This is a genomic window from Salinarimonas sp. NSM (assembly GCF_052380005.1).
Taxonomy (GTDB): Bacteria; Pseudomonadota; Alphaproteobacteria; order Rhizobiales; family Beijerinckiaceae; genus Salinarimonas.
The window spans coordinates 40,497-61,978 of record NZ_JBQTCJ010000015.1; the positions used below are offsets into that span (position 1 = coordinate 40,497).

At 72.7% G+C, this 21,482-nt stretch carries 23 protein-coding genes; 7 read left to right on the forward strand and 16 right to left on the reverse strand.

The genetic code is table 11. The features are described from left to right. Nucleotides 1-33: 33 nt before the first annotated feature. From ACTZWW_RS08195 to ACTZWW_RS08210, 4 genes are read right to left on the reverse strand one after another with little or no spacing between them, the layout of a single operon-like run. The gene (locus ACTZWW_RS08195; protein WP_444780454.1) at nucleotides 34-2,145 is read right to left on the reverse strand and encodes a cisplatin damage response ATP-dependent DNA ligase; all 2,112 of its coding nucleotides are present in this window, start codon (nucleotides 2,143-2,145) and stop codon (nucleotides 34-36) included. Further along, complete coding sequence (locus tag ACTZWW_RS08200; RefSeq protein ID WP_444780488.1) at nucleotides 2,142-3,194, reverse strand: ligase-associated DNA damage response exonuclease; 1,053 nt, start codon at nucleotides 3,192-3,194, stop codon at nucleotides 2,142-2,144. Before ACTZWW_RS08200 ends, ACTZWW_RS08195 begins: the two co-directional genes overlap by 4 nt. 45 nt (nucleotides 3,195-3,239) lie before the next feature. Continuing rightward, on the reverse strand, nucleotides 3,240-4,190 hold the full coding sequence (ubiA, locus tag ACTZWW_RS08205; protein ID WP_444780455.1) for a 4-hydroxybenzoate octaprenyltransferase: 951 nt from the start codon (nucleotides 4,188-4,190) through the stop codon (nucleotides 3,240-3,242). Between the two features lie 6 nt (nucleotides 4,191-4,196). Beyond that, nucleotides 4,197-4,694 carry a hypothetical protein gene (locus tag ACTZWW_RS08210; RefSeq protein ID WP_444780456.1) on the reverse strand — a complete coding sequence of 166 codons (498 nt, stop codon included), beginning with the start codon at nucleotides 4,692-4,694 and terminating at the stop codon, nucleotides 4,197-4,199. A gap of 213 nt (nucleotides 4,695-4,907) precedes the next feature. Between ACTZWW_RS08210 and ACTZWW_RS08215 the strand changes: the two genes are divergently transcribed. After that, the gene (locus tag ACTZWW_RS08215) at nucleotides 4,908-5,648 is read left to right on the forward strand and encodes a 16S rRNA (uracil(1498)-N(3))-methyltransferase (RefSeq protein ID WP_444780457.1); all 741 of its coding nucleotides are present in this window, start codon (nucleotides 4,908-4,910) and stop codon (nucleotides 5,646-5,648) included. A gap of 125 nt (nucleotides 5,649-5,773) precedes the next feature. On the opposite strand, the gene map is transcribed toward ACTZWW_RS08215, so the two are convergent. Continuing rightward, nucleotides 5,774-6,556: a type I methionyl aminopeptidase gene (gene map, locus ACTZWW_RS08220; protein WP_444780458.1), complete on the reverse strand. Its 783-nt coding sequence runs from the start codon at nucleotides 6,554-6,556 to the stop codon at nucleotides 5,774-5,776. Between the two features lie 78 nt (nucleotides 6,557-6,634). Between map and gltX the strand changes: the two genes are divergently transcribed. Next, on the forward strand, nucleotides 6,635-7,990 hold the full coding sequence (gene gltX, locus ACTZWW_RS08225) for a glutamate--tRNA ligase (RefSeq protein ID WP_444780459.1): 1,356 nt from the start codon (nucleotides 6,635-6,637) through the stop codon (nucleotides 7,988-7,990). Between the two features lie 23 nt (nucleotides 7,991-8,013). Here the strand turns inward: gltX and ACTZWW_RS08230 are convergent, their stop codons facing one another. The 4 genes from ACTZWW_RS08230 to ACTZWW_RS08245 form a co-directional block, all read right to left on the reverse strand. Beyond that, complete coding sequence (locus ACTZWW_RS08230) at nucleotides 8,014-9,033, reverse strand: DUF2865 domain-containing protein (protein WP_444780460.1); 1,020 nt, start codon at nucleotides 9,031-9,033, stop codon at nucleotides 8,014-8,016. 133 nt (nucleotides 9,034-9,166) lie between these two features. Continuing rightward, complete coding sequence (locus tag ACTZWW_RS08235) at nucleotides 9,167-9,745, reverse strand: hypothetical protein (RefSeq protein WP_444780461.1); 579 nt, start codon at nucleotides 9,743-9,745, stop codon at nucleotides 9,167-9,169. Nucleotides 9,746-9,855: 110 nt separating this feature from the next. Further along, nucleotides 9,856-10,245: a response regulator gene (locus ACTZWW_RS08240; RefSeq protein WP_444780462.1), complete on the reverse strand. Its 390-nt coding sequence runs from the start codon at nucleotides 10,243-10,245 to the stop codon at nucleotides 9,856-9,858. A gap of 298 nt (nucleotides 10,246-10,543) precedes the next feature. Then, nucleotides 10,544-11,350 carry a response regulator gene (locus ACTZWW_RS08245; protein ID WP_444780463.1) on the reverse strand — a complete coding sequence of 269 codons (807 nt, stop codon included), beginning with the start codon at nucleotides 11,348-11,350 and terminating at the stop codon, nucleotides 10,544-10,546. 166 nt (nucleotides 11,351-11,516) lie between these two features. Here ACTZWW_RS08245 and ACTZWW_RS08250 point away from each other — a divergent pair, with 166 nt between their 5' ends. The 3 genes from ACTZWW_RS08250 to ACTZWW_RS08260 all read left to right on the forward strand — a co-directional run bounded on the left by ACTZWW_RS08250 (nucleotide 11,517) and on the right by ACTZWW_RS08260 (nucleotide 12,684). Then, nucleotides 11,517-11,762, forward strand: coding sequence for a NepR family anti-sigma factor (locus ACTZWW_RS08250; protein ID WP_444780464.1), 246 nt, complete (start codon nucleotides 11,517-11,519; stop codon nucleotides 11,760-11,762). Beyond that, nucleotides 11,759-12,310 (forward strand): sigma-70 family RNA polymerase sigma factor, encoded by a 552-nt coding sequence (locus ACTZWW_RS08255; RefSeq protein ID WP_029031441.1) that lies wholly within the window; start codon nucleotides 11,759-11,761, stop codon nucleotides 12,308-12,310. Before ACTZWW_RS08250 ends, ACTZWW_RS08255 begins: the two co-directional genes overlap by 4 nt. Before the next feature lie 155 nt (nucleotides 12,311-12,465). After that, on the forward strand, nucleotides 12,466-12,684 hold the full coding sequence (locus ACTZWW_RS08260) for a hypothetical protein (RefSeq protein ID WP_444780465.1): 219 nt from the start codon (nucleotides 12,466-12,468) through the stop codon (nucleotides 12,682-12,684). A gap of 117 nt (nucleotides 12,685-12,801) precedes the next feature. On the opposite strand, the gene ACTZWW_RS08265 is transcribed toward ACTZWW_RS08260, so the two are convergent. Then, nucleotides 12,802-13,119, reverse strand: coding sequence for a hypothetical protein (locus tag ACTZWW_RS08265; protein WP_444780466.1), 318 nt, complete (start codon nucleotides 13,117-13,119; stop codon nucleotides 12,802-12,804). A gap of 98 nt (nucleotides 13,120-13,217) precedes the next feature. On the opposite strand from ACTZWW_RS08265, the gene ACTZWW_RS08270 reads away from it, so the two are divergent. Continuing rightward, complete coding sequence (locus tag ACTZWW_RS08270; RefSeq protein WP_444780467.1) at nucleotides 13,218-13,691, forward strand: secondary thiamine-phosphate synthase enzyme YjbQ; 474 nt, start codon at nucleotides 13,218-13,220, stop codon at nucleotides 13,689-13,691. Nucleotides 13,692-13,709: 18 nt separating this feature from the next. On the opposite strand, the gene ACTZWW_RS08275 is transcribed toward ACTZWW_RS08270, so the two are convergent. Then, the gene (locus ACTZWW_RS08275; RefSeq protein WP_444780468.1) at nucleotides 13,710-14,786 is read right to left on the reverse strand and encodes a GGDEF domain-containing protein; all 1,077 of its coding nucleotides are present in this window, start codon (nucleotides 14,784-14,786) and stop codon (nucleotides 13,710-13,712) included. A gap of 111 nt (nucleotides 14,787-14,897) precedes the next feature. Then, entirely contained in the window at nucleotides 14,898-16,397 is a 1,500-nt protein-coding gene (locus tag ACTZWW_RS08280) for a DEAD/DEAH box helicase (protein WP_444780469.1), read from the reverse strand. Nucleotides 16,398-16,567: 170 nt separating this feature from the next. Here ACTZWW_RS08280 and ACTZWW_RS08285 point away from each other — a divergent pair, with 170 nt between their 5' ends. Further along, nucleotides 16,568-17,266, forward strand: coding sequence for an alpha/beta fold hydrolase (locus ACTZWW_RS08285; RefSeq protein WP_444780470.1), 699 nt, complete (start codon nucleotides 16,568-16,570; stop codon nucleotides 17,264-17,266). A gap of 18 nt (nucleotides 17,267-17,284) precedes the next feature. Here ACTZWW_RS08285 and ACTZWW_RS08290 read toward each other — a convergent pair whose 3' ends face one another. The 4 genes from ACTZWW_RS08290 to ACTZWW_RS08305 all read right to left on the reverse strand — a co-directional run bounded on the left by ACTZWW_RS08290 (nucleotide 17,285) and on the right by ACTZWW_RS08305 (nucleotide 21,357). Beyond that, entirely contained in the window at nucleotides 17,285-17,512 is a 228-nt protein-coding gene (locus tag ACTZWW_RS08290; RefSeq protein WP_444780471.1) for a hypothetical protein, read from the reverse strand. Between the two features lie 89 nt (nucleotides 17,513-17,601). Then, nucleotides 17,602-17,961, reverse strand: a complete 360-nt coding sequence (locus ACTZWW_RS08295; RefSeq protein ID WP_444780472.1) for a hypothetical protein — start codon at nucleotides 17,959-17,961, stop codon at nucleotides 17,602-17,604. A 159-nt stretch (nucleotides 17,962-18,120) separates the two neighbouring features. Beyond that, the gene (locus ACTZWW_RS08300) at nucleotides 18,121-19,437 is read right to left on the reverse strand and encodes an AMP-binding protein (protein ID WP_444780473.1); all 1,317 of its coding nucleotides are present in this window, start codon (nucleotides 19,435-19,437) and stop codon (nucleotides 18,121-18,123) included. A 27-nt stretch (nucleotides 19,438-19,464) separates the two neighbouring features. Next, complete coding sequence (locus tag ACTZWW_RS08305) at nucleotides 19,465-21,357, reverse strand: extracellular solute-binding protein (RefSeq protein WP_444780474.1); 1,893 nt, start codon at nucleotides 21,355-21,357, stop codon at nucleotides 19,465-19,467. Between the last annotated feature and the right edge of the window lie 125 nt (nucleotides 21,358-21,482).

Here is a 21,482-nt window from a genome sequence, read left to right on the forward strand (position 1 = left end):
CCGCAGGGGAGGATCCGGGGGGCGGGAGGCGCCTCACTCCCCCGTCGGGTGCTGCTCCGTCTCGCCCTTGGCCAGGATCGCCTCCAGCGTCTCCAGCCGGTCCGCTTCCGCGGTGGGCTTGTCCCAGCGGATGCGCGAGACTCGGGGGAAGCGCATCGCCACGCCGGACTTGTGGCGGGTCGAGCGCTGCAGGCCCTCGAAGGCGATCTCGAGCACGAGGCCCGTCTCCGTGGTGTGCGTCACCTCGCGCACGGGGCCGAAGCGGTTGACCGTGTTGTTGCGCACGAAGCGGTCGAGCTGGGCGAGCTCGGCGTCCGTGAAGCCGAAATAGGCCTTGCCGACCGGAACCAGTTCCTCCCCACCGCCCGCGCCGGTGCGCCAGACGCCGAACGTGTAGTCCGAGTAGAAGGACGAGCGCTTCCCGTGCCCGCGCTGGGCGTACATCATCACGGCGTCGACCGTGTAGGGCTCGCGCTTCCACTTGAACCACAGGCCTTTGGGCCGGCCGGGCACGTAGGGGCTGTCGGCGCGCTTGACCATGACGCCCTCGACCGCGTCGGCGTCCACACCGGCGCCGTGGGCGGCGGGGTCCGCGCGCGCGGCGGTCAGCGCATCCCAGTCGGCGAAGGGCACGAGGGGGGAGAGGTCGAGGCGCCCGACGAAGGTCTCGGGTCGCGCGCGGCGCGCGACGAAGGCCTCGAGCCGCGCGCGGCGCTCGGCGAAGGGCAGGGCGCGCAGGTCCTCTCCGCTCTCCGCCAGGAGGTCGTAGGCGCGCAGGTGGGCGGGGTGCTTCGTCATCAGGGCGTTGGAGACGGCCTTCCTGTTGAGCCGCTGCTGGAGGACGTTGAAGCTCTGCACGCGCCCGTCGATCAGCACGAGCAGCTCTCCGTCGATCGCGGCCTCCATGCCGGCGAGCGCCGCCACCAGGTCCGGGAAGGCGCCCGAGACGTCCTCGCCGGTGCGCGAGTAGAGCCGCGTCGTCCCGTCGAACGACACGGCCTGGACGCGGATGCCGTCCCACTTCCATTCCGCGGCGAAGGCGTCGGCATCGAGCGTCCCGATGTCCTCCAGCTCGAGCGGATGGGCGAGCATCGGCGGACGGAACGGCGCGGGATCGCGCGACACCGGCCGCGGGCCGCGCCCCTCCACCCACGCGAACAGGTCGAGGTAGGGCGGCGCGAGACCGTGCCAGACCTCCTCGATCGCGTCGGGCTCCATCTCGCCGAGCGAGGCGAGCGCCGTCTTGGCGAGGCGCGCGGAGACGCCGATGCGCAGGCTCCCCGTGATCAGCTTCAAGAGCGCCCAGCGCCCGGTCTCGTCGAGCGCGTCGAGCAGAGCGGCGAGGCGCGCGGGGAGGTCGGACTTGGAGGTCGTGGCGAGGGTCTCGACGACCTCGGAGAGAGAGGGCGGCGGGGGGCGATTGTGGCCCGACGTCGGCGACATGCGCGACGCGCTCCCTTCCCCCTCGTGGGGAGGGGTGGAGGGTGCGGGGCGTTCAGGATCGATCTCGGCATCGATGCCCGCGCGCTCGGCCCGCATCGACGGCGCCGCCTCGTCCTGCACGCCCCACACCCCCGGCCCCTCTCCACGAGGGAGAGGGGAGACCCGCGGCGGTTCCGGTACCGCCTTCGACGCCGTGCCGGCCTCGACACGGCTCGCGTTCTCGACCACCCGCGGCGGCATGCGTGACGCGCTCCCCTCCCCCTCGTGGGGAGGGGTTGGGGGTGGGGGGCGTTCAGGATCGAGCTCGGCATGAATGCCGGCGCGCTCGGCCCGCATCGACGGCGTCGCCCCGTCCTGCACGCCCCACACCCCCGGCCCCTCTCCACGAGGGAGAGGGGAGACCCGCGGCGGTTCGGACGCCTCCATCATCGGCGCCGGCCACAGGAGCGCCGTCGTCTCGGCGAGATCGCCGACATAGGAATAGGACATCTCGAAGAGGACCGGGTCGCAACGCTCCTGGATGAGCGCCCGGATCAGGTTCGGCTTGGCCTCGCGAAACGACAGCTCGCCGGTGAGCGCCGCGAGGGCGAAGCCGCGCTCGGGGTCCGGCGTCGCGCGGAGATAGTCGGCGATGAGCCGGATCTTGGCATTGCGGCGGCTCTCGTAGACGAGCCGGTCGAGGAGGGCGGCGAAGGCGTTCACGACGAAGCCTCGCCCTGCGCCGCCGGCACGGCGCCGTCCGCGGTGTCCTCCCCCTCGTCCCCATATCCCAGCATGTGCAGCGGCCGCGCGGAAATCCCCATCGTCCCGCACCAGTGCACCAGCGCGTCCTCCTGCCCGTGCGTGACCCAGACCTCGCCGGCGCCCGTCTCCAGGATGCTGCGCGTGAGGTCGTCCCAGTCGCAATGGTCGGAGATCACCATCGGCAGCTCCACCCCCTTCTGCCGCGCCCGCGCCCGCACCCTCATCCAGCCCGAGGCGAAGGCGGCGACGGGGTCGGGGAACTTGCGGGCCCAGACCTCCTGGATGGCGGAGGGCGGGCAGAGGATCACCTCGCCGGCGAGCTTCGCCCGGTCGCCGGGCTGTACCTTGACGATCTCGCCGAGGTCGACGCCGAGATCGGCGTAGAGCGCGCACAGCTTCTCCATGGCGCCGTGGACCCAGATCGGCCGATCCCAGCCGGCCTCGCGCAGGAGCGCCATCACGCGCTGCGCCTTGCCGAGCGCGTAGGCGCCCACCAGATGCGCGCGCTCGGGGAAGAGCGTCAGCGAGGCGAGGAGCTTGTCCACCTCCGCCCGCGCGTCGGGGTGGCGGAAGATGGGGAGGCCGAAGGTCGCCTCGGTGATGAAGACGTCGCAGGGCACGATCTCGCACGGCAGGCAGGTCGGGTCCCGGCCGCGCTTGTAGTCGCCCGAGACCACGAGCCGCGTGCCGCCCGCCTCGATCACGATCTGCGCGGAGCCGAGCACGTGGCCGGCCGGCACGAAGCGCACGGACACGTCGCCCTGCCGGATCGTCTCGCCCAGCGCCGCCGCCTGCGTCGCCCCCGCGAAATCCGCGCCGTAGCGCGCGGCCATGATCGCCAGCGTCTCGGAGGTCGCGAGCACCGCGCCGTGCCCGGAGCGGGCGTGGTCCGAATGGCCGTGCGTCACGAGCGCCCTGTCGACCGGTCGCATCGGATCGACGTGGAAGCCGCCCACCGGGCAGTAGAGGCCCTGGGGCGTGAGGGTGAGGATGTCGGTGGCGCGCATGAAGACGGATATGGGGCGCCGGATCGCCTGCGGCACCCCGTCGCCTCACGCCAGAAGCGCGTCGAGCACCATGCCGGCGAACAGGATGAGCCCGGCGTCGCGGTTGGCGCGAAACAGAATCAGCGAACGGCGGCCGTCGGAGGGGTCGAGGGTCGCGACCTGCCAGGCGAGGTGCGCCGCGAAGGCGGCGAGGCCCGCCCAGGCGAGGGGGCCGACGCCGACCTGCGCCAGCGCGCCCACCATCAGCACGATGCAGGCGGCGTAGCACACGCCGATCGCGAGCCGCACCCGCGCGCCGAAGAGGCGAGCGGATGACTTGATGCCGGCGATCTCGTCGTCCTCGATGTCCTGGAGCGCGTAGATCGTGTCGTAGCCCACGACCCAGGCGATGGCCGCGACGTAGAGCAGCACGGGCGCGAGCGACAGCGCGCCGAAGGCCGCCGCCCAGCCCATCAGCGCCCCCCAGGAGAAGCACAGGCCGAGCACCACCTGCGGCAGCCAGATCACCCGCTTCATGAACGGATAGGTCAGCACGATCGCCACCGAGGCGAAGCCGGTCGCGACCGCGAACCAGTTGAGCTGGAGCAGCACCGCGAGGCCGACCGCGCATTGGGCGAGCACGAAGGCGGTGGCGCCCGCGAGGCTCACCCGGCCCGACGGCAGCGGGCGGTCGCGGGTGCGGGCGACGCGGGCGTCGAGATCGCGGTCGACGATGTCGTTGTAGGTCGAGCCGGCGCCGCGCATGGCCACGGCGCCGATCAGGAACAGGGCGAGGTGCCAGGGGTCGGGGTAGGGCGCGCCGGCGGCGAGCGCCGCGAGGGCGGCGGACCACCAGCACGGCAGCAGGAGGAGCCACCAGCCGATCGGCCGCTCGATCCGGGCGAGACGCAGGTAGGGACGCGCGGAGACCGGCGCGATCCGGTCCGCCCAATGGCCGGTGACGGCGTCCGGCAGCGATCGGTCCGCCCCGCCGCGGAAGAGCCCCCCTCTACGCACGGCGGATCACAGCGCGCCCTGCGGGATCGGGAAGCGGCCGGTGAGGCCCGGCCCGCCGAACTGGTTCGACTCGGCCGCCTCGCGGGCCTGGCGCTCGGCGTCGTTGATCTGCGCGGCGACGCGGCAGGCGTCCGCGCGCATGCCCCCGACGCGCTCGTGGTCCTGGCGGACGTTCTGGGCGAAGTCGTTGGGGATCTGGCACCAGGCCTGGTTCTCGTCGATGAAGTCGACGAGCTTCTGCCCGTTCTCCTGGAGCGCGCGCAGCGCCGAGCAGGCCGGGCGCGGGTCGACGTTCTCCTCGCCGAGCGCCTCCAGGCGCTGGACGATGGAGCGGCGCTCCTCCAGCAGCGGGCCGACGGCGCCGCAGACGTTCGCCTGCGCGCGCGCCGCTGTCGGCGCCAGCATCGACGCCGCCCCGCAGAGCGCGAGCGCGACCGTGAGCGCCGCCCGGGGGAGAGCCCCCTTGGAGAGCGTCGCGATGGAGATCCGGATCCTCGTCGCCATGGTCCTCGCCAGGAGCCGTCCGCCCCTGCCCCTCGCGCGCGGGTGAGCGCGCTCGCTTGCTTGCATCAACGCATCGTCCGCGAGATACCAGATCCCGTACCGGCGCGCCAGCGCGCGCGCCGTCGCGGACACGCGGCATCGACACCACGCCAATGTGGCGAGATTGCCGCCCGCCCGCCCGCCTCTCGTTCCACCGACCGCCGGAGCCGGACCTTGGCCGCCTACGACTTCGCCGCCCCGCGCCTCCATATCGACGCGCCCCTCGCGCTCGGCGCGCGGATCGTCCTCGAGCGGGCGCAGGCGAACTACCTGCTCAACGTGCTGCGGCTCGGCGCGGGCGCGGACGTGCTCGTCTTCAACGGCCGCGACGGGGAATGGCGCACGCAGGTCCAGCCGGAAGGCCGCAAGAGCGCGACCCTGCTCGCGCTGGCGCAGGTCCGCCCGCAAGCGCCCGCGCCGGACCTCGCCTGGCTGTTCGCGCCGCTCAAGCACGCCCGGCTCGACTACATGGCGCAGAAGGCCGTGGAGATGGGCGCGGGCTCGCTGCGGCCCGTGCTCACGCGCCGCACCCAGGCGGCCCGCGTCAACCTCGAGCGCATGCGCGCCAACGTGATCGAGGCCGCCGAGCAGTGCGGCGTCCTGGCGCTGCCGCCGGTGCACGAGGAGGCGAAGCTCGACGCGGCGCTCGCGGCGCTGGAGCCCGAGCGGGTGCTCGTGTTCTGCGACGAGGACGCCCCCATATCCGACCCGCTCGCCGCGCTGGCCGCCGCGCCGGAGGGGCCGCTCGCCGTGCTGATCGGCCCGGAGGGCGGCTTCGACCCCGCCGAGCGTGAGGCGCTGCTCGCACGCGAGCGCATCGTGCGCCTCTCCCTCGGCCCGCGCATCCTGCGCGCCGACACCGCCGCCGTCGCGGCGCTCGCCCTCGTCCAGGCGGCGCGGGGAGACTGGCGCTGACGGGGAGCGGCTCAGTTCGAACTGTGTTCGAGGTTTCGGAAGCGGTATCGGGAGTCGAGGCAGGCGCTTTTCCTTCCCTGTGGGGGAAGGACAGGTACAGGGAACGGAGAGGGCTCGCGGCGACCTCACCCCGGCAGCGTGAAGATCTCCACGCCGTCCTCGGTGACGCCCACCGAGTGCTCGAACTGGGCCGAGAGCGAGCGGTCGCGGGTCACGGTGGTCCAGCCGTCGGCGAGCGTCTTCACCTCGGCGCGGCCGGCGTTGAGCATCGGCTCGACGGTGAAGAACATGCCGGGCTCGAGCCGCACGCCCCGGCCGGGCAGGCCGTAGCTGAGCACCTCCGGCGGGGCGTGGAAGGCGCGGCCGAGGCCGTGGCCGCAGAACTCGCGCACGATCGTGTAGCCCTTGGCCTTCGCAACCGCCTCGATCGCGGCGCCGACGTCGCCGAGCGTGGCGCCGGGGCGCACCTGCGCGATCCCCGCCATCATCGCCTCGTGGGCCGCCGCGACGAGGCGGCGCGCCTTCACCGAGGGCTCGCCCACCGTGAACATGCGGCTCGTGTCGCCGTGCCAGCCGTCGAGGATCGGGGTCACGTCGATGTTGAGGATGTCGCCCTCCGCCAGGATCTTCCCGTCGTCGGGCACGCCGTGGGTGACGACGTGGTTCACGGAGATGCAGGTCGCGTGGGCGTAGCCGTGGAAGCCGATCGTCGCGGGCACCGCGCCGTGGTCGCGCATGTAGGTCTCGCACAGCCGGTCGAGATCGCCGGTGGAGACGCCCGGGCGGACGTGGGCGGCGATGAAGTCGAGCGTCGCCGCCGCGAGCCGGCCGGCGCGGCGCATGGCCACGAACTCCTCCGGTCCGTGCAGGGGGATGCCCCGCGGGCGCTTCTCGCGTACCTCGTCCATGTCGTCTCCTTCGATCGGCGCGACCATAGCACGCGCACGGCGTTTGTGCCCCGCCGCGCCACGGGGTAGAGGAGGCGCATGACGTCGTCCACCCCGCCCGCCCCCGTTCTGCGCTTCGCCCCCTCGCCGACGGGCCTCCTGCACATCGGCAACGCCCGAACCGCGCTCCTCAACGCGCTCCTGGCGCGCCGGGAGGGCGGCACCTTCGTGCTGCGCCTCGACGACACCGATCGCGAGCGCTCCAGGGATGAGTACGCGCAGGCCATCGTCGCGGACCTCGCCTGGCTCGGCATCGCGCCGGACGTCACCGTGCGCCAGTCCGATCGAATCGGGCTCTACGACGCGGCGGCGGAACGGCTGCGCGCGGCGGGGCGCCTCTACGCCTGCTTCGAGACGCAGGACGAGCTCGAGCGCAAGCGCCGCCTCCAGCTCGCCCGCGGCCTGCCGCCGATCTACGACCGTGCCGCCCTCGCCCTCTCGGATGCGGACCGCGTGCGGCTCGAGGCCGAGGGCCGCCGGCCGCACTGGCGCTTCCGGCTCGACCATCGCGCCGTCGCCTGGGACGACCGCGTGCGCGGGGAGGTGAGCGTGGACTGCGGCTCGCTGTCCGATCCCGTGCTCGTGCGCGAGGACGGCAGCTACCTGTACACGCTGCCCTCCGTCGTCGACGATGCCTCGCTCGGGGTGACGCTCGTGGTGCGCGGAGAGGATCACGTCACCAACACGGCGGTGCAGATCCAGATCCTCGAGGCGCTGGGTCACCCGGTCCCCGCCTTCGGCCACCACAACCTGCTCACGACGGCGAGCGGCGAAGGGCTCTCCAAGCGTCTCGGGCACCTGTCGCTGAGGGGCCTGCGCGAGGCGGGGCTCGAGCCGCTCGCGGTCGCCGCGCTGGCGGTGCTGGTCGGCTCGTCGGACGCGGTGCGCCCGGTCGCGTCGCTGGAGGAGCTCGCCGCCCTCGTCGACCTCGCGCACGTGTCGCGCGCGCCCGCCCGCTTCGACGAGGCGGAGCTCGCCGCGCTCAACGCCCGGATCGTGCACGAGACGCCGTTCGAGGCAGTCGAGGGGCGGCTCGCGGCCATGGCCGTCGGGGGCGGTGCGGCCTTCTGGGAGGCGGTGCGCGGCAATCTCGGCACGCTGCGCGAGGCGCGGGACTGGTGGGACGTCGTCGCGGGACCGGTGACGCCCGCGATCGAGGACGCCGCCTTCTGCGCCCGCGCCGCCGAGGCGCTCCCGCCGGAGCCCTGGGACGGCGACACCTGGAAGGCCTGGACGGACGCGGTGAAGGCGGCGACGGGTGCCAAGGGCCGCGCGCTGTTCATGCCGCTGCGCAAGGCGCTCACGGGGCGCGACCACGGCCCCGAGCTCGCCGCGCTGCTGCCGCTGATCGGCCGCGAGACGGCCGCCGCGCGGCTCGCCGGGCAGACCGCCTGAGGGCGGGCTCCCCGCGCGGCGCCTCACGCGTCGGGCGCGGGGATCACCTCGGGCGCGACGACGCGCACGCGCCGGCGGCCCTCCCGGGTCTCGATCTCGCGCCATTCCCCCTCCGCGATCCCGAAAAAGGGGATCGGCACGGCGGGCGCGCCGGGCACCGGCGTCGCGGCTGCCGGAGCGGTCTCGCGCGGCTGCGAGAGCTCGCGGGCGCGGGCCTCGTCGACGATGTCCGCGCCGCCGCCGAGGAGCGCCTCGGCCTGCGCCAGTGCCTCCGACCAGCTCTGTCCCGGCACGCGGCAGGAGCAGGCCGCGTCGTGCGAGCGGCGGAAGGCCAGCGCGTTCGGCAGCGCCATGTAGGACTGGCCATCGGCGGAGATCGCCTGCTCGATCGGCGCGCCCTGCGGCTTGTAGAACAGGGCGGTGGGGGCGGACGGGCACTGTGCCTGGCACAGGGCGCCCGCCTCGCGCGAGTCGCGCGGCGTGCTCGCGAGCGGGAAGAACGAGCCGTCGCAGGTGCGCACGCACACGGCCTGACCGGCGATCGGCCGCGCCTCGTCGGGGAAGCCGGGGCCGTCCATGAAGGGCTCGGTCGGCTCGATCCAGGTGTCGAAGACGCCGGGCTGGCCACCGGGGACGCCTCCGGGCGGCCGAGGTGTGCAGTACTGCTCGATGGCCGAGAGGAGCGCGGCACGACGCTCGTTGCCCGAGCGCGAGGACTCGACGAGCAGGCGCTGGTAGTTCGCCTCCATGGCGCCGAGCCGCTCCTCGGCGGCGGCGCATTCGGGGGAGGTCGGCGCGCCGAAGATCAGGAAGCGCGAGCGGCCGCAATCGAGGCTCTGCACGTAGCGGCGCATCTGCTCGAGCTCGATCGCCTGCTGGCGCGCGAGCGCCCCGTAGTCGCGCCCGCCGCCGGCGTCGATCTGCGCGAGCTCGGTGCGGTAGCGGGTGCACGCGTCCTGCGCCAGAGCCGCCGCCGGCATGAGGAGGGAGATCGCCATCCCGAGGAGGCCGAGAAAGGAGCCGGAAAAGGAGCCTTGCCGCATCGCACCGCCGTGGTCGTGGCGCGCCCCGCGATTCGCGGGCCGCATCGCGGGACCGTTATAGCGCTCCGGATGGCTGCAACATGAACGAATGGTGCCGATCGCCGGGCAGGGCGCGTATGCGGCGGCGCGAACGTCAGAGCGAGGCGAGGCACAGGGCGCGTGCCGAGACCGCGCGGCCTCCGCCCGCGAGCGGGCTCACCGGGCTCTCGCAGCCGACGGCGAGGGTCTCGTCCGGCCCATCGACCTCCGGCGCATCGACCTCGCGGGGCGGGTCCACCTCTCGACGCGGCAGGGGACCGGGAAGGCGCGGGGCGTCGCCGGCGGGCGCGGCGAGGAGCCGCGGCAGGCTGGTGCCGCGGGCGATCGTCGTCGTCCGACCTGCGGGATCGTGCCGCAGGACGATGCGCCCCTCTGCATCGAGCAAGGCGAGCGCGCCGCCCGCGAGGAGGACGATCTCGGACGTCGCGAGGTCGAGCGGGTGCGCGGGCTGTCCGGACGGCCGCGCGAGCGCCGCGGACTTGCGGGCGCCGCCGGTCGCCCGCCCGGAGACCTCCGCCTTCGCCTCGGCCCGTGCCGGCAGCGAGACGAGGCTCTGCGTCGCCCCGGCTAGGCGCGCCCAGCCGGTACGCAGCTCGTGTGGCGACGTCACCGCGCTGGTGAGCACGAAGGCGCCGACGTAGGTCGCGACGAGGAGCGCGGCGAGGCGCAGCATCCCGAGGACTCCGGCCGCGCGCCTGCTCCGGCGCGCTCTCGTTCGAGGTTGCGGGAACATGGAACGGCGCAGCCGAAGCAGAGTTCCCGCACACCGTTCCGGCCCGCCGGCTAGGCCGGCGTCAGCGCCCGCGCGAGCGCAGCGGCGAGCGCCTCCCAGGTGTAAGGCTTGCGCAGGAGCGGCGCGCCGACGAAAGCCGGGTCCGGCCCGGGATCGGCGTGGCCCGACGCGACGACGACCGGGACGCCCGCGGCGCGGGCGGCGCGCGCCACCGGCGTGCCGCTCTCGCCGTCGAGGTCGAGGTCGAGGACGAGGGCGCGCAGGTCGGCCCGCGCTGCGAGCAGCGTATGCGCGGCGTCGGCGTCGCGGGCGACGAGCACTTCCTCGAATCCTAGCTCGCGCAATGTGTCCGCAGTGTCGAGGGCGATGATGGCGCTGTCCTCCGCGAGAAGGATGCAGCCGGAGAAAGGCCCGCCGACATTTTCGGTGCCTTCGACCAAGACAAATTCCCTTCTTGGTGTCCGGAGTGGTTCCTGCGAAGTTAAAGCTTTACCGTCGAGAAGGTTTCGCCGGCGGAACGATTCGCCGACGCGTCGGTTCACCGACCACCTGGCCCGATGGTCCTCCCTGCATTCCCCTTGAAGATGGCCAGAAACTCTCGACGGATCGGCCGGGCCGATCCGTTTCTTTTTGCGAGCACCCCGCGAATGCCTTCGACGCGCATCGAGAGGACGCCGATCCGCACGAAAAAAGGGCCCCGCTTGGGGACCCCTCGTTCGCTGTCTCGTGATACCGGGCTCAGGCGGAGGCGCGCTGCGGCCGGCGGCGGTGCGCGCTCTGCTGGAAGAACAAGGCCTGGCTGATCACCGCCGAGACGTTCGCGGGCTGGAAAGGCTTGGCGATCAGGAAGGCGGGCTCGGGCCGCTCGCCGGTGAGGAAGCGCTCGGGATAGGCGGTGATGAAGATCACCGGGACCTGGAACGTGTCGAGCAGGTCGTTCACCGCGTCGAGGCCGGAGGACCCGTCGGCGAGCTGGATGTCGGCGAGGATCAGGCCGGGACGCTTCGAGCCGGCGAGGGCCAGCGCCTCGCCGCGGGTGCGCGCGACGCCGGTGACGTTGTGCCCGAGGCCCTCGACGAGCGCCTCGAGGTCCATCGCGATCAGCGGCTCGTCCTCGATGATCATGATGTCGGTGACGATGTCGGCGGCGAGCTCGCGACCCGCCTCCTCGACCAGCGACCTGACCTCGGCCACCGGCACGGCGAGGACACGGGCCGATTCCTCCTCCGAGAAACCCTCGAGCGAGGAGAGCAGGAACGCCTGCCGCGGCAGCGGCGTGATCTGGCCGAGCCGCGCCTCGGCCGGCAGGTCGCGCTCGACGCCCTCCGCACGGCCGTTGACGGAAAGCGAGTTCCAGATGCGGGTGAAGACGCGGAAGAGGTCGGCCTTGATGTTGCCCTGGCGATCGATCGTCTCGGGCTCGCTGACGAGCGCCTCGAGCGTCGCGGCGACGTAGGCGTCGCCCGCCTGCTGGCTGCCGGTGAGCGCACGGGCATAGCGGCGCAGATACGGCAGGTACTGGACGACGAGCTGGGCTGTCGACATGCATATCCCCTTGTGGAGTCGCCGGTTCGGCTTTGGTCCTGTCGCCGGTCAACGCGCCGTGCCGCGAAAGGTTCCCGATCGCGCCCGAAGATGGAACCCATCGCCCGCCCGGGGCGTTGAGGCCCGCGAGCGCTCGTTATCACGCCTCGAGGATGAGGGTCACGTAATGAAAGTCAACAAGGGCACGGGGGGGCACGAGCTCGGCACGCGCGAGGTGCGTGCGGAGAGCGTGCAGGGTGGGGATCCTGGATCGGTATCGTCCGATCCGAGGCTCGACCGGGCCATACAGTCCCGGATCGGCGACCAGCTGCGAGCCATGTATTCCGATCTGATGGACCAGCCGGTTCCCGACCGTTTCAAGGACCTGCTGGCGCAGCTCGACAGCCAGAACAAGACGGAGAACTCGCGATGACCCAGCCGGAACCGGCGCTGCGCGACGCCCTGCTCGCGGCCGTTCCGAGCTTGCGTGCGTTCGCGATCTCGTTGACCGGACAGGTGGACCGCGCCGACGATCTCGTCCAGGACACGCTGCTGCGCGCCCTGTCGAACATCGATCGCTTCGAGCGCGGCACGAACCTGAACGCGTGGCTCTTCACGATCCTGCGCAACCTCTTCCATTCCGAGTACCGCAAGCGCCGCCGCGAGGTCGAGGACGCCGACGGCTCCTACGCCGCGCGCCTGAAGGCGCAGCCCGAGCAGGGCGCGCGCCTCGACTTCGAGGATTTTCGCGAGGCGCTCTCCACCCTTCCGCCCGACCAGCGCGAGGCGCTGCTGCTCGTCGGTGCCTCCGGGTTCTCCTACGAGGAGGCGGCCAACATCTGTGGTTGCGCGGTCGGCACGATCAAGAGCCGCGTCAACCGTGCGCGCTCGCGCCTGACCCAGCTTCTCGCGGTCGACGGCGACGAGGACCTCGGCGCGGACCGGATCACCCGCGCCGCGCTGCAGGCGGCGAGCGGCTGACGCGAGCCGGCCGCGGCCCTCACGGGACCAGCGAGAGCCGCGCGGGGGGACCGCGCGGCTCTCTCGCATGCGCGGCACGCCTGTCACGTCCGTCCGAGCCTGCCGTGAAACCAATCGGTGGCATGCGCGTTGACGCGTACCGCAGGAGGCCACCGATGACCCGCGATCTGCTCATCCGCTTCAGTGCCGTGTTCCTCGTCCTGGCGCTCGTCGCGTCCGCGACCGCCGCCGCGAGCGCCTCGGCGCTTCCCGGCGCGATCGCGACGATCGCGGGTGCGCTCGCTCTCATCACCATGGTCTTCGCGCAGGTGATCCCGGAGCGCCGCCGTCGGCTCGCGTCCGTGCGTGTCCCGGCGCGCCGCTTCCGGGCCTGACCGGCCGGCGATCGTGCCGGCGCCGGTCGCATGCGGGAACCGTCCGCGACGAAGTGGCCGTCCGCGCTCGGGCCCGTCCTGGCCTCTCGTTCGGGAGGGCGCGTCCCGTCTCGGCGATCACGGTGTCCTCACGTGCCGACCGGCGTGGTGCGGGTTCGGGTTCGTCGGGCCGCCGGGAAGGTGGTCCGGCGGCATGCGGCGCCCGGGATCGCGGATGGTCGGGTCGCCGTCGAGATCGCCGTCGGCACCGGGCTCTTCCTTCTCGGGGAGCGGTGGCACCTCGCTGGGCAGGCGTCCGCCGGGAGGCAGCGGCGCCGGCGGCTCGGTCGGGTCGAGCGGCACGTGACCGGTCCCGGCCGTGCGGCCGCCGGGTGCGAGCTCCGCAGCGGCGAGGAACTCCGGTGGATCGATGCGATGACGCGCGAGGCGGCTCATGGCGGTCCTCCTGTCTCGGTCCTAGGCTAAGCACGGGCCCCGGACGGGGTTCCGGTGCAGCGCTTCGGACCGACGGATGCGCAGGAGAGGTGGGTGCGATGGCTGCGAGACGAACGGGGATCGACGCTCCTCGATTGCTCCACGCCGGCGCGATGACGCGCCAGGCGGCGTTCTCCATGACGGTGGAGACCGGGGGGCAGGGCTTCGTCGAGATCACGGACGAGGTGCGGGCCGGCGTGCGTGAGAGCGGCATCGCGCAGGGGCTCGCGACGATCTTCTGCCGTCACACATCGGCATCGCTCGCGATCCAGGAGAACGCCGATCCGGACGTGACGCGTGACCTCGTCGATGCGCTCGACCGGCTCGCCCCACGCGATGCGCCCTATCGCCACCGGTCGGAGGGGCCGGACGACATGCCCGCCCATCTGCGCGCGATGCTGACGGGGGCGTCGCTCGGCCTCCCCGTCCTCGACGGGGCGCTCGCGCTCGGGACCTGGCAGGGGATCTATCTCGTCGAGCACCGCGACCGGCCGCACCGGCGCGATGTCGTGCTCGTCGTGCAGGGCGCCTGAGGCGCCTCGCGCCGCGCCTCAGGCGACCTCGGCCTGGGGCGTCTCCTGGGCGCCGGAGAAGTCGTCGTCGGTGTCGCAGACGGTGCGGTTGCGCCCGGCGCGCTTGGCGGTGAACATGCACTGGTCGGCGCGCTCGAGCAGGGACACCGCGGTATCGCCCTTGCGCACCCCGGCGCAGCCCACCGAGATCGTCACCTTGCCGAGCGATTCGCCGGTGGAGCGCTTCACGAGCTCGCGGCTCATCACGCTCGTACGCACGCGCTCGGCGGCGGCGCGCGCGGTCTCGACGGTGGTGTCGGGCAGGATGATGCCGAATTCCTCGCCGCCGAAGCGGGCGAGCGTCGCCTTCGTCTTGACCTGCTCGCGCATGGTCATGCCCACGAGACGCAGCACCTGGTCGCCGGTGAGGTGGCCGTAGGTGTCGTTGAACCGCTTGAAGTGGTCGATGTCGATGACGATGAGCGCGAGTGGCGCGCGCTCGACGATCGCCTGGTCGAGCGTCTTGACCAGCATCTCCTCGAAGTGCTTGCGGTTGGCGATGCCGGTCAGGGGATCGGTGAGGGATTCGATGCGCACCGCCTCGAGGGTCTCGCGGAGGACCTCGATCTCGCCGCGGGTCTCGCGCAGGCGCGCCTCGAGCGTCTTGTTCGTTGCGCCGACGTCCTTCGTCGCGGTGACGAGGGCGGCGACCAGCTCGCGGATGCGACGCTTGTCGATGGTGATGGCGAGGTCGTTGGAGAACGCCTCCAGCGATTCGCCGTACTTGGCGGTGGAGCCGAGCGCCATCTCGAGCATCTCCATCACCTCGTCGATCTCGCCGATGACGGTGGCGCCCGCCTTCTCCGCCTCCTGGGCGAAGCGCTGGGGCGCGAGATGCTCCTCGAAGAGGGTGACCACGTCGTCGTCGCGGACGTGTCCGCTCTGGGCGGCGATGCGCTTGATGGCGTCGTTGATCACGGGCTTCTGCCCGGTGACGTAGGTGTACCAGACCTCGTATGAGCGTGGGCTCGCAGACGAGCCGTAGGTCTTCATCAGCTCCAGGGCGCGCTGCCCTACCTGGAACGTCCGCTCGAGATCCTCACCAGCTGCCGTCATCTGTTCCATCCCGCAAGGCGCACAACCGATAGTCTGGCGGCGCATCGGCCCCGGGAAGGCAGATTGGGTCCAAACAACGAAAAGTCGGTTAATGCTTGCGCAGCGCGAATGCTATTTCTTCGACTTGATCACGACTGGCCGCAACAGGAAGGCGGGGATGTGGTCCCCGAAGCTCGGCGTGTCGAGCTGCTCCTCCTCCCGGCGATCGCGCCCACGCGCGGGCCGGGCGGAGCGCTCGGCGTCCCGCTTGGGCGCGCGCGGCGGCTCGCGTCGCGCGTCGCCCTGCGGCGCACGGTGCGGCTCGCCCTGCGGCGCGCGATCGACCTTGCGCGCGGCCTGAGGTGCCGGCGCGGGGGCCTCGACCGCGCTCTCGCGACGCCCGCCGCGCCGATTGCGCGAGGGTGCCTCCTCCGCCTCGCCACGCCCGCCGCCGCCGCGGCGCGCGCGATCGCGGGAGGGACGGGCCGGGGCGTGACCGGCCTCGGCCGTCGTCGGGCCGGACCAGACGACCTCGTTGCCGATGAGCTTCTCGATCGCCGAGAGCGATTTCTCGTCCCCGGGGGCGACGAGCGTGAACGCGGCACCCGAGCGACCGGCACGGCCCGTGCGCCCGATGCGGTGGACGTAGTCCTCCGCGTGGTGCGGGACGTCGTAGTTGAAGACGTGGCTCACCATCGGGATGTCGAGCCCGCGGGCGGCGACGTCGCTCGCGACCAGGATCTTGGCCTCGCCGGTGCGGAACGACTCGAGCGCCAGCATGCGGGCGCGCTGGTCCATGTCGCCGTGCAAAGCCACGGCGTTGAACGTGTGGCGCTGGAGCGAGCGGTGGAGCACCGCGACGTCGCGCTTGCGGTTGCAGAAGATGATCGCGTTCTGCAGGTCGACCGCGTCGCGGATCAGCGCGCGCAGCGTCTCGCGCTTGGCGGCCGGGTCCGAGCCGGTGGAGACGAGGCGCTGGGTGATCGTCTGCGCGGCGGAGGCCGGACGGGCGACCTCGACCTTGACCGGGTTCGACAGGAACTTGTCCGAAAGCCGCTGGATCTCCGGCGGCATCGTCGCCGAGAAGAACAGCGTCTGGCGGGTGAAGGGCGTGAGCTTCACGATCCGCTCGATGTCGGGGATGAAGCCCATGTCGAGCATGCGATCCGCCTCGTCGATGACGAGGAGCTCGACGCCGGTGAGCAGCAGCTTGCCGCGCTCGAAATGGTCGAGCAGGCGCCCGGGCGTCGCGATCAGCACGTCGACGCCGCGGGTGATCTTCACGTCCTGGTCGCCGAAGGAGACGCCGCCGATGAGCAGCGCGACCGAGAGCTTGTGGTTGACGCCGTAGCGGACGAAGTTCTCCTCGACCTGCGCCGCGAGCTCGCGCGTCGGCTCGAGGATGAGGGTCCGCGGCATGCGCGCACGGGCGCGCCCGGTCTCCAGCATGGTCAGCATCGGCAGCGTGAACGCCGCCGTCTTGCCGGTGCCGGTCTGGGCGATGCCGAGCACGTCGCGCCGGGCGAGGACGTGGGGGATCGCCTGGGTCTGGATCGGGGTCGGCTGCGTGTAGCCCGCAGCGCCGACGGCCTGCAGGACCTTGTCGCTCAGCCCGAGTTCATCGAAGGACATGAAGATGGAGGACTCTCGCGGACGCGCCGCTTTCTTGACGTGCTCGCCCCGCACGGTGACGAATGGGACGGGCTTCTCGACATCCGCCGCCTCGAGGCGACGGCCGTGCGAGTGGACCATAGGTGCTCGAAACCCCTTGTCAATCGTTTGCAGGCCACGCTGAGGCCGAAATGGAACACTTCGTCCTGATTCCCGGCCTCCTGTGCACGAAGGCGCTGTTCGCGCCGCAGCGTCCCCTCCTCGCCCGGCACGGGAGGGCGCACGTCGCGGACACGACCCGCGACGACACGATCGACGCGATGGCGCAGCGGCTCCTCGCCGAGGCGCCGGAGGGGCCGCTCTCGCTGGTGGGGCTGTCGATGGGCGGCTACGTCGCACTCGAGGTCGCGCGCCGCGCGCCCGGGCGCGTGCGGCGTCTCGCGCTCCTCGACACGAGTGCGCGCCCGGACGCGCCCGAGGCGAGCGAGACGCGCCGGCGGCTCGTGGCGCTCGCGCAGACGGGACGCTTCGAGGAGGTGATCGACCTGCTCTGGCAGCGCCTGCCGGCGCCGGACCGACTCGGCGACGCGGGCTTGCGTGCGATCGTGACGCAGATGGCGTGGGAGGTCGGCACGGACACGTTCGTCCGCCAGCAACGCGCGATCATGGGGCGCACGGACCAGCGCCCGCATCTTCCGGGCCTCGAGATGCCGACCCTCGTCCTGGTGGGGGAGAGCGACGCGATCACGCCGCCGGAGGTCGCCGAGGAGATGGCCGAGGCGATCGAGTGGGCGACGCTGACGCGCATCCCGGCCTGCGGTCATCTCGCGACGCTGGAGCGTCCGGAGCGGGTCGAGGCCGCGCTCGAGGCCTGGCTTTCGGCGACCTGAGCGAGCGCGCACGCCCGCTCAGCGCGCCGCGTCGTCGCCGCACGGGTCCAGGCGCACCCGGTCGAGCCCGAGCGAGCCCGTGATCAGGGGCTCGCGCCCGCGTTCGCCATCCGAGGCGAGCCGGGCCAGCGCGTCGCGGTCGAAGCCCTGCGACACCCAATCGGCGGCGACCCAGCTCAGCGCGCCGACGACGATCACGATCTTGAGCGTCGTGAAGATGATCGAAGGACGGCCCGAGCCGAACATGAGCGCCTCCCGCGCGGTCTGCGAACGGGAGGGATCATGCGCGCCCATGGTTAAGGTGGGCTTGCCGGGATGCGAGAAAATCGAGCGGATCAGCGCGCGGGGTCGGCGAACGCGCCGGCGCCGATCTGGGTCTCGAGGATGCGCGCGAAGGCGCCGGAGCCGGACAGGCTCGCCGCGTCGACGACGATGACCGGAGGCCCGGCGTCGCCGCGGCGGGCGGAGAGCCGGTCGGCGAGCTCCTGGAAGCGCGCGCGGGCGGCGGCGTTCGCGCCGTGGGGGATCTGCAGGACGATCGCCGAGGGCGTCGGGATGACGGCGAGCACCTCGTCCGCCGCGTCGAGCGAGGCGGTGACGGAAGCGTAGCCCAGCTCCGCCAGCTCCGCGGACAGCGCCGCGTGCGCGTCGCGGTCTCCGTCGTCGACGATCAGGATGCGTTGGAGAGGGGTCATCGTCCCGGCCGGTCTCGCGACCCCGTCATCCGGAGCCGCCTCATCAACGCACATTTCGCACCGCCGTTCCACCCCCAAAGCTCCGCATGGGAGCTGAAATTGTGCGCTGCGGCGTGCCGCATGCGTAGGCGGTGCCACCGGCCCTGGCGCCACCCGCAGTCAGGAGACGCCGATCACGATGCCGGCGAAAACGTCCGCGCGCCAGGGCGTTTCCCGCCATTCCGGCAGCTGCGCCTCGATCTGCCCGCGCACGACCCGTCGCGCCTGCGTGGAGGCGCCGCACACCGAGAGGCGGCCCTCGTCGTCGCGGCGCACACGCGGGTCGGCATCCGCTCCCGAGCGGGCGTCGAGCCGCAGAGCGACCTGCCCGCCGCGGGCCCGCGCGCGGGTGAGGAGCGCCCACGGCTCGAGCGCGAGGACGTCGACGATCGGCCCGGTGGCGGCGGCGCGCGCCCGGAAGCGCGTGGGCGCCGCGTGCAGCAGGACGAGGCCACGCACGCTCGGCGGCAGCGCGGTGGCGGCCAGCGCGCCCTCCATCCAGCCCGGCGCGACGAGCCGCGTCGGCTCCCCGCGTGCGAGGCTCGCCGCGAGGGCGGGGCCGTCGAAGAGACCGTGCAGCTCGAGCGGCGCGCCCGTCAGCAGCGCGGCGAGGAAGCCGGTGGCGAGCCCCATCAGGTCGTCGGGAGCGACGAGGTGCACGATACGCTCGCCGGGCTCGTACTGCGCCACCTCGAGGAAGGCGCAGGCCGCCGCGATCCAGGAGGAGGCGGGCCGGAGGGCGGCCTCGATCTCCTCGGGTTCCCCGCCGGCCTGCCCACCACGCCGCGCGAGGGTGACGATGCCGGGCTCGCGCGCGGCCGCCGAGCCCGCCGCCCGCACGGCCCTGTCGCCCGCGCCTTCGCCGCCGCCGGCGAGGATCGGGCGCTCGTCGATCATCACCCGGTCGAGGTCGAGCACGCCGTCGGGGGGCTGCGGGCCGAAGGCCGTCACAAAGCGCAGGCCGTAATAGCCCATGGCGATGTCGCGGAAGGTCTCCGCGGGCTTGAGCGCGCCGACGACGCTCTGCGTCACCACGGCGACCGCGCCGGTGGCCTCGACCGCCCGCGCGAGGTCGTCGCGGGGCCAGGCGAGGGGCAGGAGGCAGGGCGTCAGGCCCGCGCGCTCGAGCGCGAGCAGCGTCAGCAGCGTCTCGGAGCCGGCGGGCAGGCACACGGCGACGGGGGCCTCCGGCGGGAGCCCGAGGCCCGAGAAGAAGGCCGCGAGCCGCTCGATCATCGGCTGCGCCGCGCCGTAGCTCCAGGCGATGCGCGGGCGTCCGCACCAGGCCTCGCGTCCCGCCTGGTCGACGAACGCGAGGGCACCGGGCATCTGTCTCGCGCGCTCCGCGAAGAGCGTGCCGAGCCCGCCCGGCGGCGCCGCCGCATCGTCACGCCCCGCGCTCGCCTCCCGCGCACCGTCGATCGCCGTCGCAGCCATGTGTCATCCCCCGCTACGCACCCGCGCTCAGCCCCCGCTGCGGCGCCAGACCTCGATCGGCAGGCCGCGCAGCGGCGGCGGCTCGGGCCGCTCGATGCCCGCGTCGTAGGCGAGCCAGGTGTTCGCCTGGATGTGGAGCGGCACGACGTAGACGCCCGAGATCAGCAGCCGGTCGAGCGCCCGCACGGCGTCGACGAAGTCGTCGCGCTCCGTGGCGGCCAGCATCGCCGCGATCATGGCGTCGATCCCCGGCTCGCGGGCGCCCGCGAAGTTGAGCGATCCGGACCGCTCGGCGGCGGCGCTGGTCCAGCGGTTGACCTGCTCGTTGCCCGGAGAGAGCGAGGCCGGCCAGGTCCACTGGATCATGTCGTAGTCGAAGTCGGCGAGGCGGCGCCAATATTGCGCGTCGTCGACGAGGCGGATCGACATGTCGATGCCCACGCGCTTCAGAGCGTCGGCGAAGTTGAGCGCGAGCCGCTCCTGCTGGCGGTTCACCGCCAGGAACTCGAAGACCATCGGCGCGCCCGTCTCGACGTTGCGCATGACCCCGCCGTCGAGCCGCCAGCCGGCCTCGGCGAGGAGCCGCATGGCCTCGCGGATCTGGTCACGGTCGCGGCCCGAGCCGTCGCTCGTCGGCGGCTGCCAGGTGCCGTCCATCACCTCGGGCAGGACCGCGTCGGCGTAGGGCGCGAGCAGCGCGCGCTCCGCCTCGCCGGCGGGGCGGCCGCGGGCCGAGAGGTCCGAGCCGTCGAAATAGGAGCCGGCGCGCTGGAACAGGCCGAAGAGCAGGTTCCGGTTGACCCACTCGAAATCGTAGAGATGCCCGAGGGCCTGGCGCACCCGGCGATCGGCGAAGAGGTCCTTGCGCGTGTTGAAGACGAAGCCGTTCATGCCCTGCGGCGTGCGCTGGGGCACCTCCTCCTTGACGATGCGCCCCTCGCGCACGGCCGGGAAGTCGTAGCCGGTCGCCCAGCGCGTGGCGTCACCCTCGACGCGCAGGTCGTAGACGCCGGTCTTGAAGCCCTCGAACATCGTGTTGGCGTCGCGGAAGAACTCGTAGCGGATCTCGTCGGGCCTGTTCAGCCCGCGGCTCACCGGCAGGTCCGCGCCCCAATAGTCGTCGCGCCGGCGCAGCACGACGCGCTCGCCGGGCACGACCTGCGCGAAGGCGTAGGGCCCCGAGCCGATCGGCGGCGTGAGCGAGGTCTGGTCGAAGGTCGCGGGGTCGATCGTGTGGGTGGCGAAGATCGGCATCATCGCGACCAGCAGCGGCAGCTCGCGGTCGCCGCTGTCGCCGAAGTCGAAGCGGATCGTGTGGTCGTCGACGACGTCGACGGCGGCGACCTTGCCGAAGTTGCCGCGGAAGTACGGCTTGCCCTTCTCGCGCAGGAGCTCGAAGGAGGTCTTCACGTGCTGAGCCGTCAGCGGCTCGCCGTCGGAGAAGGTGGCGCGCGGGTCGAGCCTGAACTCGGCGAAGGACCGGTCCTGCGGCATCACGACGGAACGCGCCACGAGGCCGTAGAGCGTGAAGGGCTCGTCCAGCGAGCGCTGCATCAGGCTCTCCCAGACGAACTTCTGAGCGAGATCCGGCGCCACGCCGAGCACGATCGTGGGGTTGAGGCCGTCGAAGGTGCCCTGCAGCGCCATCGCCACGCGCCCACCGGTCGGCGCGTCGGGCGCGGCGTAGGGCAGGTGGGTGAAGTCGGGGCCGAGCTCGGGCTCGCCGTGCATCGCGATGCCGTGGCGCGGCGCGAGCTCCTCGGCGGAATAGGCGGTCGTGTCGACGGGCGCGGTATCCTGGGCGGAGGCGGGCGCCGCGGCGAGCGTCGCCACGAGCCCGGCGGCGAGCGCGGCGCGACGCAGGCCGGACGCGAGGACGGGCAGGATCGGTCGGAGAAGGGGTTGCAGGCGTGTGGGCACGAGGCGATGTCCTCCGTCGCGGCTTCGACGCGGGCGCGATTCGGCGCATTTTCATTAGCATAGACGAGAATAGCGTTAACGACTGGAATATGCCGGCGCGAGCCGCTAAAAGGGCGCGGGCCGCG